Origin of the sequence: Tundrisphaera lichenicola (assembly GCF_051175385.1) — a bacterium.
GTDB lineage: Bacteria > Planctomycetota > Planctomycetia > Isosphaerales > Isosphaeraceae > Tundrisphaera > Tundrisphaera lichenicola.
The window spans coordinates 535,277-552,115 of sequence record NZ_CP195106.1; the positions used below are offsets into that span (position 1 = coordinate 535,277).

At 66.4% G+C, this 16,839-nt stretch carries 6 protein-coding genes; 5 read left to right on the forward strand and 1 reads right to left on the reverse strand.

What is annotated here, in order from left to right; genetic code table 11:
* Positions 1-401 precede the first annotated feature (401 nt).
* The 4 genes from P12x_RS02130 to P12x_RS02145 all read left to right on the forward strand — a co-directional run bounded on the left by P12x_RS02130 (position 402) and on the right by P12x_RS02145 (position 13,763).
* Positions 402-9,887, forward strand: a complete 9,486-nt coding sequence (locus P12x_RS02130) for an autotransporter-associated beta strand repeat-containing protein (protein WP_435009178.1) — start codon at positions 402-404, stop codon at positions 9,885-9,887.
* A 507-nt stretch (positions 9,888-10,394) separates the two neighbouring features.
* The gene (locus P12x_RS02135) at positions 10,395-11,984 is read left to right on the forward strand and encodes an amino acid permease (protein ID WP_435009179.1); all 1,590 of its coding nucleotides are present in this window, start codon (positions 10,395-10,397) and stop codon (positions 11,982-11,984) included.
* Positions 11,981-12,787, forward strand: coding sequence for a CDP-alcohol phosphatidyltransferase family protein (locus P12x_RS02140; RefSeq protein ID WP_435009180.1), 807 nt, complete (start codon positions 11,981-11,983; stop codon positions 12,785-12,787). The genes P12x_RS02135 and P12x_RS02140 overlap by 4 nt, the downstream gene beginning before the upstream one ends.
* A 94-nt stretch (positions 12,788-12,881) precedes the next feature.
* Positions 12,882-13,763, forward strand: a complete 882-nt coding sequence (locus tag P12x_RS02145; protein WP_435009181.1) for an alpha/beta hydrolase fold domain-containing protein — start codon at positions 12,882-12,884, stop codon at positions 13,761-13,763.
* 58 nt (positions 13,764-13,821) lie between these two features.
* Here the strand turns inward: P12x_RS02145 and P12x_RS02150 are convergent, their stop codons facing one another.
* Positions 13,822-14,172 carry a hypothetical protein gene (locus P12x_RS02150; protein WP_435009182.1) on the reverse strand — a complete coding sequence of 117 codons (351 nt, stop codon included), beginning with the start codon at positions 14,170-14,172 and terminating at the stop codon, positions 13,822-13,824.
* A 385-nt stretch (positions 14,173-14,557) separates the two neighbouring features.
* Here P12x_RS02150 and P12x_RS02155 point away from each other — a divergent pair, with 385 nt between their 5' ends.
* On the forward strand, positions 14,558-16,822 hold the full coding sequence (locus tag P12x_RS02155; RefSeq protein WP_435009183.1) for a glycosyltransferase family 39 protein: 2,265 nt from the start codon (positions 14,558-14,560) through the stop codon (positions 16,820-16,822).
* Positions 16,823-16,839: the final 17 nt, after the last annotated feature.

Below are 16,839 nucleotides of genomic sequence, written 5' to 3' on the forward strand. Positions count from 1 at the left end.
CCTCCCACGGCTGAGGCCGTGTCGACGGCTTCAGGCCACCTCGAAGCCTCCGAGAGTTCCCCTCGTGGCTGGAGGAGCATCGGAAGTCGAGCGAGGGGGGAGTCGCTCTCGTGGAAGTTCTCGGCCCGGGCGGCAGACGCCTCGACCGGTAGCCGTGGCGCGACTTTATCAAATCTCGGAACGTGCAGGGTTTTGAAACTTTCGGGAGAGTTGCTCGCTCATCAACGGCGTCTTACGTTCCATCCGAGCAATTCCAGCAACAGCTTCGTGGGTCATCAGGCGACGTCGAAGACGGACGTGCCAATCGAAAGATAGCCGAGATTCAACCCGGCACCGTCGCTCGCGACGATCGTTCGCGCCGGTTTACGTTCCATGACAACACCTTTGAGGAGCCTGAGATCATGGCCGAGTCGCGATCCGCTCGTTGGCGGAGAGATCGTCTGGGGCGGCGAGAGACCCGACGGACGCGGGCGAGCCTACTGGAGTTCGCTCCCCGGACCGAATTCCTGGAGCAGCGGATCGCGCTGGCCACCGATGTCTGGACGGGGGCGTCCCTCAGCAGCAGCAACTGGTCGGACGACGCCAACTGGCAGGATGGCTCGGCACCGACAACGGGGGCCGACCTGATCTTCCCCACTGGCGCATCGCGATTGACCAACACGTACGACGCGGCACTCGGAGTTTCGAGCTTCGGCTCGATCGAGATTCAGGACGGCGGCTACGACATCAACGGCGGCACGCTCACCCTGACCGATGGGATCTCGGCCACCTTCGCGTCGAACACTTCCGAATTCCACCCCGACATCGCCCTGACGGGAGACATAACCGTCGATGTTGTCACCGACGGCGACCTCATCCTCTCCGGTGCGATCTCCGGTTCCGGCTTCGGCGTGACCAAGACCGGAGGCGGCACGCTCGAATTCACGGGCTTCAGCTCGAACACCTACACGGGCACGACGAACGTCAGCGGCGGCACGCTCATCCTCAACAGGTCCAGCGGCAACGACGCCATCGCCGGCGACCTGGTCATCGGCGACAACATCGGCGGCGGCGAGTCGGTTCAAATCGGCAGCAACAATCAGATCGCGGACGGATCGAACGTCACCGTCAACGAGGGGGCGACGTTCGATGTCGGCACGACCACCGAGACGATCGCGGCGCTGACGCTCGAGGGGGCCTCGGTCACCATCGGATCCGGCGGTGCACTGACCATCACCAACCTCGCGACAAACGCCACGTCCAACAACGTCACCTCCACCATTTCGGGCGGCGGGTCCCTCGACCTGGGGGGCGACCCCGCCCTGGCGGTGGCCATCGCGGACGACACCGACGTCGCTGTCGACCTTCGGATCAGCGCCGCGATTCAAAATGGGGGAATTGCCAAGAGCGGCGTCGGGACCCTGGGCCTCTCGGGCGCCAACACCTATGCCGGCGACACGACCGTGAACGCGGGGGCGATCCAGGTCGAGAGCGACACCGCCCTGGGGACGACAGCCGGCGGCACGACGGTCGCCAGCGGCGCGTCGGTCTACTTCGCCGGGAGTGGCTTGGACATCGCCGAAGGCTTCGGGGTCGATGGCACGGGCGTCGGCGGCAACAACCTCTTCCAGGTCGTCTCGGGCGATGCCACCCTCAGCGGTGCCGTCGCCATGACCGGCTCGATTCAGATCGGTGCCGCCGACGGAGCGACCCTGGCGATCAACGGCGTGATCGACGACGATGCCAGCACATTCGGCCTGACCGTGTCCAACGGCGCGACCGGCCGCACGGTCCTCGGCGGCAACAACGGATTCGACGGCAACGTCAGCGTTACCTCCGGCTACCTTCGGGCGACGAACGACGGTGCGCTGGGCGACACGGCGACATCCAGCACCTCGTCGTTCGACGATGTCAGCTCGCTCGAACTTTCCGGCGGCGTCACGATCCCGGCGACCAAGTCGATGACTCTCTCGCTCAACGGCGTCGGAGGCACCGCGGCGAAGGTGATCAATCTCGCGGGCGACAACACGATCGACGGCGCGATCGTGATGACGGGCAACGAGGAATTCCAGCAAGTCGGTGGTACGACCCTCAACTTGAACGGGGTAATCAGTGAGGACGCGAGCGGTCACCGACTGATCAGCAGCGGCTCCGGCGTGCTGATCCTGAACGCCACGAACACCTATACCGGGACGACGTTCGTGACGGCCGGGACGCTACTCGTGGCCGGCAGCATCGCCACCAGTAGCGACGTGCAGGTCTTCGCCGCCGTGCTGGGCGGCTCGGGCACGCTCCCCGACGTGACGATCGGCAGCGGCGGCACCCTCGCCCCGGGCAACTCGCCGGGCCTAGTGAACACGGGCAACCTCGCCTTCCAGAGCGGCTCGACCTACAGCGTCGAGATCGACGGGACCACCGTCGGCACCCAGTATGATCAGACCGACGTGACTGGCTCGGTGACGCTCGCCGGCGCGACGCTCTCGGTCTCACTAGGCTACGCTCCGGCCATCGGCGACTCGTTCATCATCATCAACAACGATGGATCGGACGCGGTGAGCGGAACCTTCAACGGTCTGGCCGAGGGTTCGACGTTCACCGTCGGCAACGTCGAGTTCTCCATCAGCTACGCCGGGGGATCGAACAGCAACGACGTGGTCCTTACCGTCACCGGCGTCACCTACACCTGGACCGGGCTGGGCGGCGACAGCAACTGGAGTACCGACGCCAACTGGGACACCAACCTGGCCCCGGTCGGCGGGGAGGATCTCGTCTTCCCCTCGGGCGCCGCCCGGCTGAACAACAACAACGACCTCTCGGGCAAGAGCTTCCACTCGATCGAGGTCGACGGGAGCGGCTACTTCATCACCGGCAACTCCATCACGTTGACCGACGGATTCTTGGGCACCTACGCATCTGGTACCACCACATTCGCCCCCGGCATCGCGTTGACCGCGACCGAGTCGATTGATGTCTTTGGCGGCGGTACGCTCGACCTGGCGGGGGTGATCTCCGGCTCCTTCGGGGTGACCAAGGGGGGAGGCGGCACGCTTCGATACTCCGGCTCGTCGGCCAACACGTACAACCAGACCACCACGATCAACGCCGGCACTCTCGTGCTCGCGAAGTCGAATGATGTCATCGCAGCCAACGGGTCGGTGATCGTCGGCGACAATTCGGTGGGATCTTCACTGCAAGTGGCGGGGAACAACCAGTTCTGGGTCGGCGCGGACGTGACCGTCAACGAGGGATCGACTTTCGACGTCGGCACCTACCTTGAACACATCAGCAATCTGAATCTCCAGGGCTCCACGGTACTGATCGATACCGGGGGCGTCCTGGCCACCTTCGTCGGCGTCAACACCTATGCCACGACGAACAACGTCACCTCGGCCATCCAGGGGCTCGGGGCGCTTCAGATCGACAACTCGTTGAACACGTTCACGATCGCCGACGACGTCAGCGTGCCGATCGACCTGCGGATCAGCACGGCCATCGTGGGGCTGAACCCGACCAGCGGCCTGACCATGAACGGCCCGGGCACGGTGGCGCTCTCCGGCAGCAACTCGTTCGGCGGCGATGTCACCGTCAGCTCCGGGGCGATCCAGGTCGAGAGCGACACCGCTCTGGGGACGACAGACGGCGCCACGACGGTCGCCAGCGGGGCGTCGGTCTACTTCGCCGGGATTGGCCTGACCATCGCCGAAGGCTTCGGGGTCGATGGCACGGGCGTCGGCGGCAACAACCTCTTCCAGGTCGTCTCGGGCGATGCCACCCTCAGCGGTGCCGTCGCCATGACCGGCTCTATTCAGATCGGCGCCGCCGACGGAGCGACCCTGACGATCAACGGCGTGATCGACGACGACGCCTCCACCTACTATGTCGAGATCATCAACGGCCCAACCGGCCGGACGGTGCTCGGCGGGAGTAACCTGTTCGACGGTGCCTTGTACGCGGACACCGGCTTCATCCGGGCCACCAACGACAATGCCTTCGGTGACCCGTCCACATCGTCCACGGTCTCCGTGGGGACTGGCGGTTCGGTGGAGCTCGTTGGCGGGATCGCGATACCATCGACCAAGAGCTTCGTCCTCGCCAGCCTTCCCGTCGCGAATTCGAGCAAGATCATCAACCTATCCGGGGACAATACCCTGGCGGGGCCGATCTCGATCATCAACAACAACCAATCGTTCGACGTTGCCGGAGGTACTACGCTGACCGTCTCCGGCGCGATCAGCGGCTCCGTCGATTTCGACAAGAACAACACCGGGACGCTGATCCTCACCGGCACGAACACGAACACCGGAAACGTGAGCGTCGGCAATGGTACGCTGATCGTCAACGGCTCGCTCGCCACCAGCAACTCGGTCTTCGTCGACGGCGTCCTCGGCGGCTCGGGCACGCTCCCCGCGGTGACGATCTCGAGCATCGGCACGCTGTCCCCCGGCAACTCGCCGGGCATCGTGAACACGGGGAACCTCGCCTTCTCGGACAGCGGCTCGACCTACAGCGTCGAGCTCGACGGCACGACCGTCGGCACCCAGTACGACCAGGCCGACGTGACCGGCACGGTCACGCTGGCCGGCGCGACGCTGTCGACCTCGCTGGGCTACGCCCCGGCGATCGGCGACACCTACACGATCATCAACAACGACGGCAGCGACGCGGTCAGCGGCACGTTCAACGGCCTGGCCGAAGGCTCGACGATCAGCATCGGCAACGCGACGCTCTCGATCAGCTACGCGGGCGGCTCGAACAATAACGACGTCGTGCTGACCGTCACCAACGTCACCTACACCTGGACGGGCCTGGGCGGCGACAACAACTGGAGCACCGCCGCCAACTGGGACACGAACTCGGTGCCGACGTCCGGCTCGAACCTCGTCTTCCCCTCCGGAGCGGCGCGGCTGTCCAACAACAACGACCTGTCGGGCAGGACTTTCCACTCGGTCGAGATCGACGAGAGCGGCTATACCATCTCCGGCAACTCGATCACCCTGCAAAACGGGATCAGCAATGCGTTCCTGACCACCTTCTCATCCGGCTCTGCCAGCTTTGCTCTTGACGTGACCATGGCGGCCTCCGAGACGTTCGACATCGCACCCGGCGGCACGCTCGCGCTCTCCGGGGCAATCTCCGGTACGGGCTTCGGCCTCATCAAGGCCGACCTGGGCACGCTCATTCTCAGCGGGAGTAGTGCCAACACCTACACGGGCATTACCCTCGTTAACGACGGCACGCTCGCGCTCGGCAAGACGGCCGGCGTAAACGCCATTGGTGGTGACCTGTACGCCGGAGACGGCTCGGGCATCGGAGACACCGTTCTGCTGATGGCCTCGAACCAGATCCCCGACGGTTCGGCGGTCTACGCCAACGAGGGTGCCTTGTTCGACCTCAGCACCTTCAGCGAGACGTTCACCTCGCTGACTCTTGCGGGTGCCTCGATCGATGTCGGTTCGGGTGGAGTGCTCGGCATCTCCGGCAGCATCACGAGTAACATTCCGGCCAACGATGTCACCTCGACGATATCGGGCGCCGGGACCCTGGCGCTCAGCAACGCCAACGGGACCCTGCTCCCGATCAACGTCTCCCAGGATGTGAACCTCAACGTGGATCTCCGGATTGGCGTCGGCATCACCGGGAGCAACCGAGGGTTTCAGAAGCTCGGGAACGGGACGATGGCGCTCTCCAGCTCGTCGAGCACCTACGACGGGAACACGAACGCCGAAGGCGGCATCATCCAGGTTGAGTCCAACAACGCGCTGGGCAACACCAACACCGTGGTGGTCGCCACCGGCGGCTCCGTCTATTTCAAGGGTGTTAACCTGTCGTCCGACAGGGCCTTCAGCCTGACGAGCGGGGCGGGATTCAATGGCGGCAACGCCATTGATGTTCTCACCGGATACGCCACGCTCACCGGCTCGATCCTGCTCGCCGACGACTCCAAGATCGGGGCCGAGGACGGCGCGACGCTGACGATCAACGGCACGATCTTCGATTCGGGTGACCCGCCCTATCCTCAGCTGATGATCAGCAACGGAGCGACCGGTCGGACCGTCCTCGGCGGCACCAACACCTACTCGGGCAACACGACCATCCTCTCGGGGACGGTCGCGATCACCAACCCCTTCGCCTTCGGCAACGGGATGGTGACCGTCGGTGACGGCACGGCCAACTCCGGCCAGCTGGAGATCGACCTCACCGGCTCGAACACCGTCGCCAACGCGTTCGTGTTCAACGCGCCGATCACCACCGGCCTCCAGGTTAACAGCGGGGACACCACCTTCAACGGGGCCACCACGCTGAGCAGTGACCTGGGAATCAACGTGATCCAGGGCGTCTCGCTCGCTTTTGCGGGAGCCATCGGGGACGGCGGCCAGACCAAGGGGCTGACCAAGCAGAATACGGGCACCCTGACCCTGAGTGCCGTCAACACCTACACCGGCACGACGTTCGTTGACGAGGGGCTCCTCCAGCTCAACGCCTCGGGCGTCTCGATCCCAGGCAACATCACCGTCAGTGGGCCCGGGACCGCCGCCACGGTCCAGGAGCTTCAGGCCAATCAGATCGCCGACGGAGCCACGGTCAACCTGGCCAACGCCGGCGCCACGCTCGATCTCAACGGCTTCGACGACACGATCGGCTCGCTGTCGCTCACCGGCAGCACCGTGACGACGGGCGCCGGCACGCTGACCATCCACTCGGGTGGCGGCATCAGCACCCTCGCCTCCTCCCAGACGGCGACTCTCAGCGGCCATCTCGCCTTCGACGCCGCGAACAACTTCTTCACCGTCGCCCAGGGAACAACACAGAGCGGGGTCGACTTCTCGGTCTCGGCGATCGTCTCCTCGTTCGCGAACATCATCAAGGATGGCTCGGGGACGATGGCCTTCTCGGGGGCCAACACCTACAGCGGCGGGACCAACATCAACCTGGGCGTCCTGGCCATCAGCAACGACACCGGAGCGGGCACCGGCGTGGTGAACATCCTGGGGACGGGCACGCTCGACCTCTCCGGCGGGATCACCGTTGCCAATACCCTGAACGTCAATTCGAGTGGGGTCGCGATCCGCAACTCGGGCGGGACCAACACGCTCGATGGGACCTTCAACCTGGGGATCGACGCGACGATCGACACTGCCGCCTCGTCCACGCTCGCGATCTCCTCGACGGTGGACGATTCCGGCAACATCTGGAGCCTGACCAAGACGGGGGCGGGGACCCTCCGACTCGACGCCGCGAACACCTATCTGGGCGGCACGACGGTCTCCTCCGGCATCCTGGCGATCAGCAACAGCGGGGCCCTCGGCACCGGCAACGTCGTCAACAATGCCGAGATCGACATCTTCAACAACCTCCTGCTCAACAATAACTTCACGATCAATTCCGCCGGGACCGCCTTCCTGGTCGACGGCCTGACCACGATCCAGGGGACGGTCACGCTCCTGTCCAACCTGGTGATCAACACGCCAGACAGCGCCAATCTCTATCTGAACGGCGTGGTCAGCGGCAGCGGCTTCGGCATCGCGAAGAATGGCACCGGGACCCTCGGCCTGGGCCAGGCCAACACCTATACCGGCGGGACTTCGATCAACGGCGGATTCCTCCAGGTCTTCGACGGCCAGGCGACCGGCACGACCGGCACGCTGGCGATCAACACCGGGGCCACCCTCGTCCTCACGACGGCGAGCTACACGCTCCCGTCGGGCGGGCTCCAACTGGCCGACTCGACCACGTTCCTCGTGCCCCTGGCTGGCATCGACACGCTCAGTGGCCCTGTGGTCTTGACCGGCTCCACGAACTTCAACATCGCCTCGGGCGGGACCCTGAACATCCAGGATCAGATCAGCGGCCCCGGCGGCTTCACGAAGTCGGGCGGTGGCTTGCTCTTCCTGCAAGACTTCAGCTCCTACACCGGGGCGACGATCGTCTCGGCGGGAACGCTCCGGGTCGATGGCAATATCTCGTCCAGCAGCCTGCTGACGGTCTCGGATACGGCGATCCTCCAGGGGTACGGCGTCGTTGGCAATGTCTCGGTGTCCAGCGGGGGGACTTTTGCTCCGGGTGCCTCGCCGGAGTTCATGAGCACCGATAACCTCGCGTTCTCCGGGGGCTCGATCTACAGCGTCGATATCGACGGCCCGATCGCCGGATCGCAGTACGATCAGACCATCGTCTCCGGCACGGTGAGCCTGAACGGGGCGACACTCATCGTGCTCCCCGGCTTCACGCCCTCGGTGGGCGACACCTTCACGATCATCAACAACGACGGCAACGATCCGGTCAGCGGCACCTTCGCCGGGCTGCCCGAAGGTTCGAGCCTCTCGATGGGCGGCCAGACCTTCCTGATCAGTTATGTCGGGGGGGACGGCAATGACGTCGTCCTGACCGCCACCGTCGCGACGACGACTCAGGTCTCCTCGAACGCGACGACCACGACCTACGGCGATCAGATCATCTTCACCGCGCTGGTCACGGCCGGCAGCGGAGCCCCGACCGGCCTGGTCACCTTCTATGACGGATCGGCCATCCCGGCCAACCTCATCGGGACCGCGACGCTGAACAACCTCGGCATCGCCGTATTCACGACGACCACCCTGTCGGCCTCGGGTTCGCCCCACTCGATCCTCGCGGCCTATGCGGGGAGCGGCCTTTATGGCGGCAGCACCTCCTCGGCCTTCTCGCAAGCCGTCAACAAGGCGACGCTGACGGTCACCGCCAACAACCAGTCCAAGCTCTATGGGGCGGCTGTCCCGAGCCTGACGGCGAGCTATAGCGGCTTCAAGAACGGTCAGACGCTGGGGACCAGCGGCGTGACCGGCTCTCCGTCGCTGACCACGACGGCCACCTCGGGCAGCCATGTGGTCGGCAGTCCGTATGCCATCACCGCGTCCAACGGCACGTTGGCCTCGGGCAATTACGACTTCACGTTCGTCAACGGCCAGCTGGCGGTGACGCCGGCCCCGCTGACGATCACGGCGAACAACCAGTCCAAGAAGTTCGGGGCACCCGTGCCGGCCCTGACGGTCCGCTATAACGGCCTGGTGAATGGCGACACCTCGGCGAGCCTGACGACCCAGCCGACCGTCAGAACCTCCGCGACCGCCAGCAGCCCGGTCGCGGGAAGCCCCTATGCGATCACCGCGAGCGGGGCGGCCGATGGCGACTACGCCATCAGCTATGTTCCGGGCCAGTTGACCGTGAGCCAGTCGGCCACGGCGACTCGCCTGACTACCCCCTCCAGCACGATCCCGGTCGGTTCCTACGCGACGTTCACCGCGACCGTCAGCCCGGTCAGCCCGGGAGCCGGGACCCCGACGGGGATGATCGCCTTCCATGTCAACGGCAAGATCCTGGCGACGCTCCCGCTGGTCAACGGCAGGGCGCAGTTCACGATCAGCCCGATCGGGGCGGGGACGGTGCAGTTGATGACCGCCGAGTATCTGGGGTCGGGCAACTTCCAGACGAGCGTGTCGGCGGGTTCGATCTTCTCAGTGGTGAAGTCGTCGTCCTCGGTGGGGCTGACGACGGCGGTGAACGCGGCGAAGACGGGCGTCCGGCTGTTCGCCAACGTTCCCGCCGCGGCGAACGGCCTGTTGCCGACCGGCACGGCCACGTTCTACTCGAACGGGACGGCGATCCGGAAGGTCGCGCTGGTTAATGGCCAGGCGTCGATCCTGGTGCAGAAGAGCCAGGCGATCGCCAAGAACTTCTACGTGGTCTACAGCGGCGACGCCAACTTCCTGGCCAGCCAGTCGGCGACCATCCGGGTCCGCAAGGCGGACTTCTCGACCGCCCCCGCCGGGCCGATGAGCACGTTTGCGAGCAAGTCGGGCGTGATGACCTTCGCCGAGGAGCCGACGAGCATGATCTCCAAGAAGGCCAAGGCCCGGTTCCAGGTGAATTACTGACTCTCGTAATCCAATTCTTTAAATTGGAAGGATAGGTGTATTGGGTCGGTTGTGGCGATCTCCACCACGTTGGACTGGTGGAGATTGCTGCAATCGACCCAATCTGCTTCTTCCGAGTTCTTGGCCCCCGCCATTTTCGTCGGGCGGGGCTACCCTTCGGACGGTCAAGACGGTTCGTCTGGCGACGGGGAGAAGTGGGGGGGACGCTCGGCATTGGATCCGGGGCGAGATTGGCCGGATCGCCCCGACGGACCGTACGGTCGGGTCGAGAGCTCGCATTTACCGAGCCCTGGATCGTTCCCGGATCTCTCCGGGACTGACACCCTGGGGCGGGCCTGGGATCGGGGTGACACCCGGCCTCCTAACCCGAGAAGAGAGCGGAGATTCGGCGTTCCTTCACGCCAGCTTGATCGGTTATACTCCCCTCTTTCATGGCGCTTTCTCCGGCCTTTCACGCCGGGCGTCGGACTCGCGTGGCCGGGGTGGCAGCCTGGGGGGTGTTCGCCGTTGTCGACTGAAGGCACGTCCACCCTGGAGCCGGCAACCGGACGGGACGCGTCCGACCTGGCCGGGTTCGGCTACCGACAGCGACTCGACCGGTCGCTCGGGGGGTTCTCGTCGTTTGCGGCAGGGTTCTCCTATCTTTCGATCCTGACAGGGCTTCCGCAGCTTTTCTATCTGGGATACGGGGCCGCGGGGCCGGCGTTCTTCTGGACCTGGCCGGTCGTGCTGGCGGGGCAATTCCTGGTCGCCCTCTGCTTCGCCGAGCTATCGGCCGAGTATCCGCTCTCGGGCGGCGTCTACCAGTGGGCCCGGCGGGTCGGGCCGGGGGCAATCGGCTGGATGGCCGGCTGGGTGTACCTGGCTTGCGCGGCGATCACCCTGGCTTCGGTGGCGGTGGCCTTGCAGGGGGTCTTGCCGCTGATTTCGCCGTGGTTTCAGTGGGTGGGAGATTCCGGAGTGCCCGCCGACGCGGCCCGGAACTCGGTCCTGCTGGGCTGCGTCCTGATCGGGGCCAGCACGCTGATCAACGTGGTCGGGGTCCGACTGCTCGCCCGGATCAACAACGTGGGGGTCTTCGCCGAGATGGCCGGGGCCTTCGCCCTGATCGTCCTGCTGACCCTGGCCGCTCGCCGAGGCCCGGGGGTGGTCCTGGAGGCCCAGGGGTTGGGCGAAGGGCTTTCGATGGGCTACCTCGCCCCATTCCTGGCCGCTGCGCTGGTCCCTTCATTCGTGATGTACGGGTTCGACACCGCCGGCTCGCTGGCCGAGGAGACCGACGACCCGAGACGGCGGGCCCCTCGGGCGATCCTCGGGGCCCTGGGGGCGGTGGGCCTGGCCGGGGCCTTGCTGATCCTGGCGGCCCTTCGGGCCGCGCCCGACCTGGCCGACCCGAACCTGGGGCGTCTCGGCGGGGGGATGGCGACGATCATCCGGGAAGTCCTGGGATCGGGGTGGGGCCGGCTCCTGCTCTGCGACGTGGCCCTGGCGATCGGGGTCTGCACCTTGACGGTCCACGCGGCGGCGGTCCGGCTGGTCTTCGCGATGGCCCGGGATGGCGGCCTGCCCTGGTCCAAGGCGCTGGCCTCGATGCCGGGCCGGACCCGGACGCCTCGGCTCCCCGCCTTGATCCTGGGGGGATTCGCCGGCCTGATCCTGGTGGTAAACGCCAACTTCCCCAAGGTGGTCGAGGTCCTGGTCTCGGTCTCGATCGCCTGGGCGAACCTGGCCTATCTCCTGGTGACGGCCCCGCTTCTGGCCCGTCGGATTCGCAGGGGCCGCCCCGAACCGAGGACCGACGGGCTGTTCCAGATGGGTCGATGGGGCCTGCCGGTCAACGCCCTGGCGGTGGCCTGGGGCGTGCTGATGATCGTCAACGTCGGCTGGCCGAGGGCCGAGATTTATGGATCGGAGTGGTATCGGAGATTTGGGGCCTTGATCGCCACGATCGCCATGCTGGGCATCGGGGGGATCGGCTACCGCCTGTTCGGACGCCGGAACTCGGCCGTCCTGGACGAACATCGGGCTCACGATCTGGGCGTCATCGAGGATCAGTCGACGGGTTCCGCGGGTGAGTACGGAGGAAGAATCGGATGATCAGCAGCCGTTTGGAGATGGGGGTCGCCCCGGGCGAGGAGGTCGAGGACGGCGATCGAGGTGACGGGGCGTTGCGGGTCGCGGCCTGGTGCGTCCATCTCTACACCGCGATCGGCCTGATCCTGGCCGCCTGGATCGCCGTGCTCCTGGTCCGGGGCGGGGCCGAATCGTTCCGGGCGGTGTTCGTCCTGATGCTGGTCGCCACCCTGGTCGACGCCACCGACGGGACCCTCGCCCGGAAGTTCCGGGTCAAGTCGATCCTGCCCGGCTTCGACGGCCGGAAGCTCGACGATATCACCGACTTCCTCACCTACACCAGCCTGCCGCTGCTCCTGATCTGGCGGGCGGGCCTCCTGCCCGAGGGGACCGAAGCCTGGCTGCTCCTGCCCCTGCTGGCCAGCGCCTACGGGTTTTGCCAGGCCGATGCCAAGACCGACGATGGCTACTTCCTGGGCTTCCCCTCGCTCTGGAACGTGGTGGCGCTGTACCTCTACGTCCTGCAAGTGCCCGGCTGGCTGGCCGTGGGGATCGTGGTCGTCCTGAGCCTCCTGACCTTCGTGCCGAGCCGCTATCTCTATCCCTCCTCGAAGCCGGGCGTCCTGAACAAGGCGAGCAATCTCCTGGGGGCCCCCTGGTGCGTCCTCCTGCTGGTGGTCCTCTGGCGGCTCCCGTCGGAAGGGCCGATCACCGCCCTGGATGGCCCAACCTGGTGGTTGGCGGCGGGCTCGCTGTACTTCCCGGCGTTCTACATGGCCGCATCCTGGGCGGTCACGATTCGTCATCGGAGATCGCGGCCGATCTGATCTGGGCGGATCGGCCTTGCCGGATCGCCCCCGAACGTGTCCGATGGAAGGGTCGAGGGGACTCCTGAATTGGCCGAGGAGGAGAGAAGGGGCGATGCGGATCCGAGCCAAGTTGGGCGTCCTGGCCCTGACCCTGTTTGCCTGGGTTGCCGCGCCGTCGTCCGCCGACGATCCTCGGGTGGCCACGGCGTACGACCTCACCTATTGCCGGGCCGGCGACGTCGACCTCAAGCTCGACCTGGCCTATCCGGTCGAGGGGACCGGCCCGTTCCCGGCCGTGGTCGTGTTCTACGGGGGGGCCTGGCGGACGGGCAACAAGTGGGGCAACCGGCCCACGCTCAAGGAGTTCGCCCGTCGGGGGTTCGTGGCGATCTCGCCCCAGTATCGGCATTGCCCCAAGTACATCTTCCCGGCCCAGATCCACGATGCCAAGGCGGCGGTCCGATGGCTCCGGACTCACGCGGAAGAGTACCGGATCGATCCCGACCACATCGGGGCGATGGGCTTCTCGGCCGGTGCCCACCTCTCGCTGATGCTCGGCCTGACCGGGCCCGAAGACGGCCTCGAAGGCGACGTTGCGCCCGACTCCCCCAGCTCGAAGGTCCAGGCGGTCGTCAACTACTTCGCCCCGACCGACCTGAATGCGCCCGCCGTCACCAAGTTCGCCAAGGGCCTGATCCGCGACTTCCTCGGCGTGCTCCCTACGGAACGCCCCGAGGTCGCCGCCAAGGCGTCACCGGTCACTTATGTCACCGGCGATGACGCCGCGATCCTCACCTTCCACGGGACCAAGGACCCCCTCGTCCCGTTCGATCAGGCCAACCGGCTCGCCTCGGCGATGACCCGGGCGGGGCTCGAAGGCCGGACCGAACTCATCACCGACGCCGGGCACGGCTGGTACGGCCCGGAGATGAAGAAGACCATGGAAGAGACTTACGCGTTCTTCGAGGAACATCTCCGGCCCGCCAAGCATTGATCGACCACCCGACGGGCCCTCGGCCCGTTCCCGGGAGGAGAGGCTTCGCCGTCTCCGATCAGGGCTGCTTGGGTTCCTCGACCGACGCGTCGGGCTTGGTCGCTTCGGCGTCGGGCTTGGCCGCTTCGGCGTCGGGCTTGGCCGCTTCGGCGTCGGGCTTGGCCGCTTCGGCGTCGGGCTTGGCCGCTTCGGCGTCGGGCTTTGTGTTCTTCGGATTTGATGCTTTCATCATCTCATATGTCGCGGCTCCGCTTCCCGAATTGTCGCTCATCCCCTCGGCGATCTTCCCCTGGTCGCCGGTGACGACCTGATTGTCGACGGGTCTGAGGGCCATTGCGATCAGGGGCGAAGCGATCACGACCGCTAGCAATCCGGCAATCTTGAGATACTTGATGGTCGAGGGGGTCATGTGAGTCTCGATTCGAAGAGGGTGGAATTGACTCGTGAGCGGGAACGATTATATCCCGATCTTCCCTTTCTCAACATCCATTCGAGGGCCCGCCGCGAGTGGCGAGATCGATGACCCGAGGCCATGAGGGCCGGGATCATTCCTCCTTGAGTTGAGAGATCGAATCCCGGGACCAACCCGGCGAAGGTCGCCTCGGTCCGGGTCGTGGTTCGGCCTGGCATCTCGCGATGCCAACGGGGCCACCGTCGATTTCGGGCCGACTTGACAGTCCTTTACGGTGCCATCCCGGGGGTCGGAATACAATCCGGGTGCGTCGTCGAGGTGACGGCGTCGGGCGCCCCGTCGGCCCCGTGCTCGACCCTCCGACGAAAGCGAAGGGCCTCCGATGGCTGGTGACGAACCCCTGGCCCGTCCCGAATCCGATCGCCGTCGCGAAGGCCTGGCGGTGGCCGCCGTGCTCCTGATCGCCGCCGGGCTCCGACTCTGGCGGCTCGATCGCAACGGCTTCGGCAACAGTTACTATGGCGCGGCCGTACGGAGCATGCTGGCCAGCACCGGCAACTTCTTCTTCGGGTCGTTCGATCCTGCCGGGGTCGTCACCGTGGACAAGCCCCCGGTGGCCCTCTGGATCCAGGCCCTCAGCGCCAAGATCCTGGGATACTCGGGGGTCGCGGTCCTCTTGCCGCAAGCCCTGATGGGCGTGGCCTCGGTCGCCTTGACCTATCACCTAGTCCGACGGATCTTCGGCGTCTCCGCCGGGTTCCTCGCGGGCCTGGCCCTGGCCGTGACGCCGATCTGCGTGGCGGTGGACCGCGACAATCTGCCCGACTCGGCCCTGGTCCTCGTCCTGCTCCTGGCGACCTGGGCGTTGACCCGATCCGTGGAAACCGGCAAGCCGGGGCTCCTGATGCTGTCCACGGCGCTGGTTGGCCTGGCGTTCAACGTCAAGATGCTAGCGGCCTTCGTCGTCCTGCCGACGTTCTACCTCGCCTACTTCCTGGGATCGTCGGCGACCTGGCGAGCCCAGATCGGCCACCTGGTTGCAGCGACTGGCGTGCTGGTGGTGGCCTCGTTCTCGTGGCCGATCGCGGTCGAGCTCACCCCGAAAGCCTCGCGGCCTTACATCGGCGGCTCGATGAACAACTCGGCCCTGGAACTTGCGGTCGGATACAACGGGATCGCGCGCATCATGGGGATGGGCGGCCCGATGGGCGGCGGCCCGCCGGGTGGTCCGATGGGCGGCCCGCCGGGGATGCCACGGTTCCCGGGAGCCTCGACGGGGGGCGATCCCGCCCGTCCTGACGATCCGGGCCTGGCCAAGGATCAGGAAGAGGCGTTCGGCCCCCCTCCGTTCGGCCCGGGTGGCGGCCCCCCGCCGTTCGGCCCCCCTCCGTTCGGTCCTGGAGGTCGGAGAGGCCCGGGTGGTCCCGGGGGCATGTCGGGATTCGGGGGAACTCCCGGCCTCTTGCGGTTTGCCCAGCAGGAGATGTCGGGCCTGATCACCTGGCTTTTCCCGATCGCCGTGCTCGGTAGCATCGTGGCCGCGGCCGGAGTGGGGCGATCCCTGCCGATCGGCCGTGAGGCTCTGGCCCTGGTCCTCTGGGGCGGGTGGTTCGGCACGCACTGGGTGGTCTTCAGCTTCGCCCGGGGGATCTTCCACGACTACTACACGACCGTGATGGGGCCTGCGGTGGCCGCGCTCTTCGGGATCGGCGCGATGGCGTTGTGGAAGGCATCGCTCAAGGGTGGATGGCGGGTTGTCCTGCTGCCCTCGGCGATCGTCCTGACGGCAGCCTGGCAGTCGAAGATCGTCTGGGCCTACCCCGAGTGGAGCCGGTGGCTCGTCCCGGTCTTCGGCGTCGGGGCGGTGTTGAGCGTGGTCGGGCTGATCGGCTCGAAGTGGCTTTCGGCCCGATGGGAATCGGTCCCCTGGGCGAGCCTGGCGGCGGGGGTGGGGCTGGCCTCGATGATGGTCGGGCCTTCGGCCTGGGCATCGACGGCGATGCTCTTCCCGGGGAGTTCCCTCTTGCCCACCGCCGGCCCCTCCCTGGCGAGCGGGAAGGGGCAAGGGCCGCCGATGATGCCGTTCGAGTCGGACCCGGAGTCGGCCCGCAAGCTGATCGCGTTCCTCCGGGCCAATCGCCACGAAGAGTCGATCCTGGTCGCGTCGATGGCGAGCATGCCGGTGGCGCCGATCATCATCGAGACGGGCGAGGCGGCGGTCTCGCTGGGCGGATTCATGGGAGCCGACCCGGCCATGACCAAGGACCGATTCATCGGGCTGGTCGAAGGGGGAAAGCTTCGCTTCTTCCTGAATGGCCCCGGGCCTGGCGGGGGGGGCGGCCCCGGCGGTGGTTTCGGCGGACCGGGGGGAACGCCAGGCCCCGCCGGAATGCCGTCCCCCCCGCCGGGCCTGATGGGGCCACCCGGCGGATTCCGTGGCAATTCCGAGATCGCGACCTGGGTCCGAGAGCACGGCGAGTCGGTCCCCCAGGAACTCTGGATGAAGGTCGAGACCGAGGAGGACGGCGAGGCGGACTTCGCGGAAGGCCCCGACCCCATGATGCCTTTTCCTCGGAGGATGAGGCGGATGACCCAGCTCTATGACCTCCGACCGGACCTCGGGCTCGTCGTCCCGGAGTCCCCCTGATCGATCAATCCCCTGGA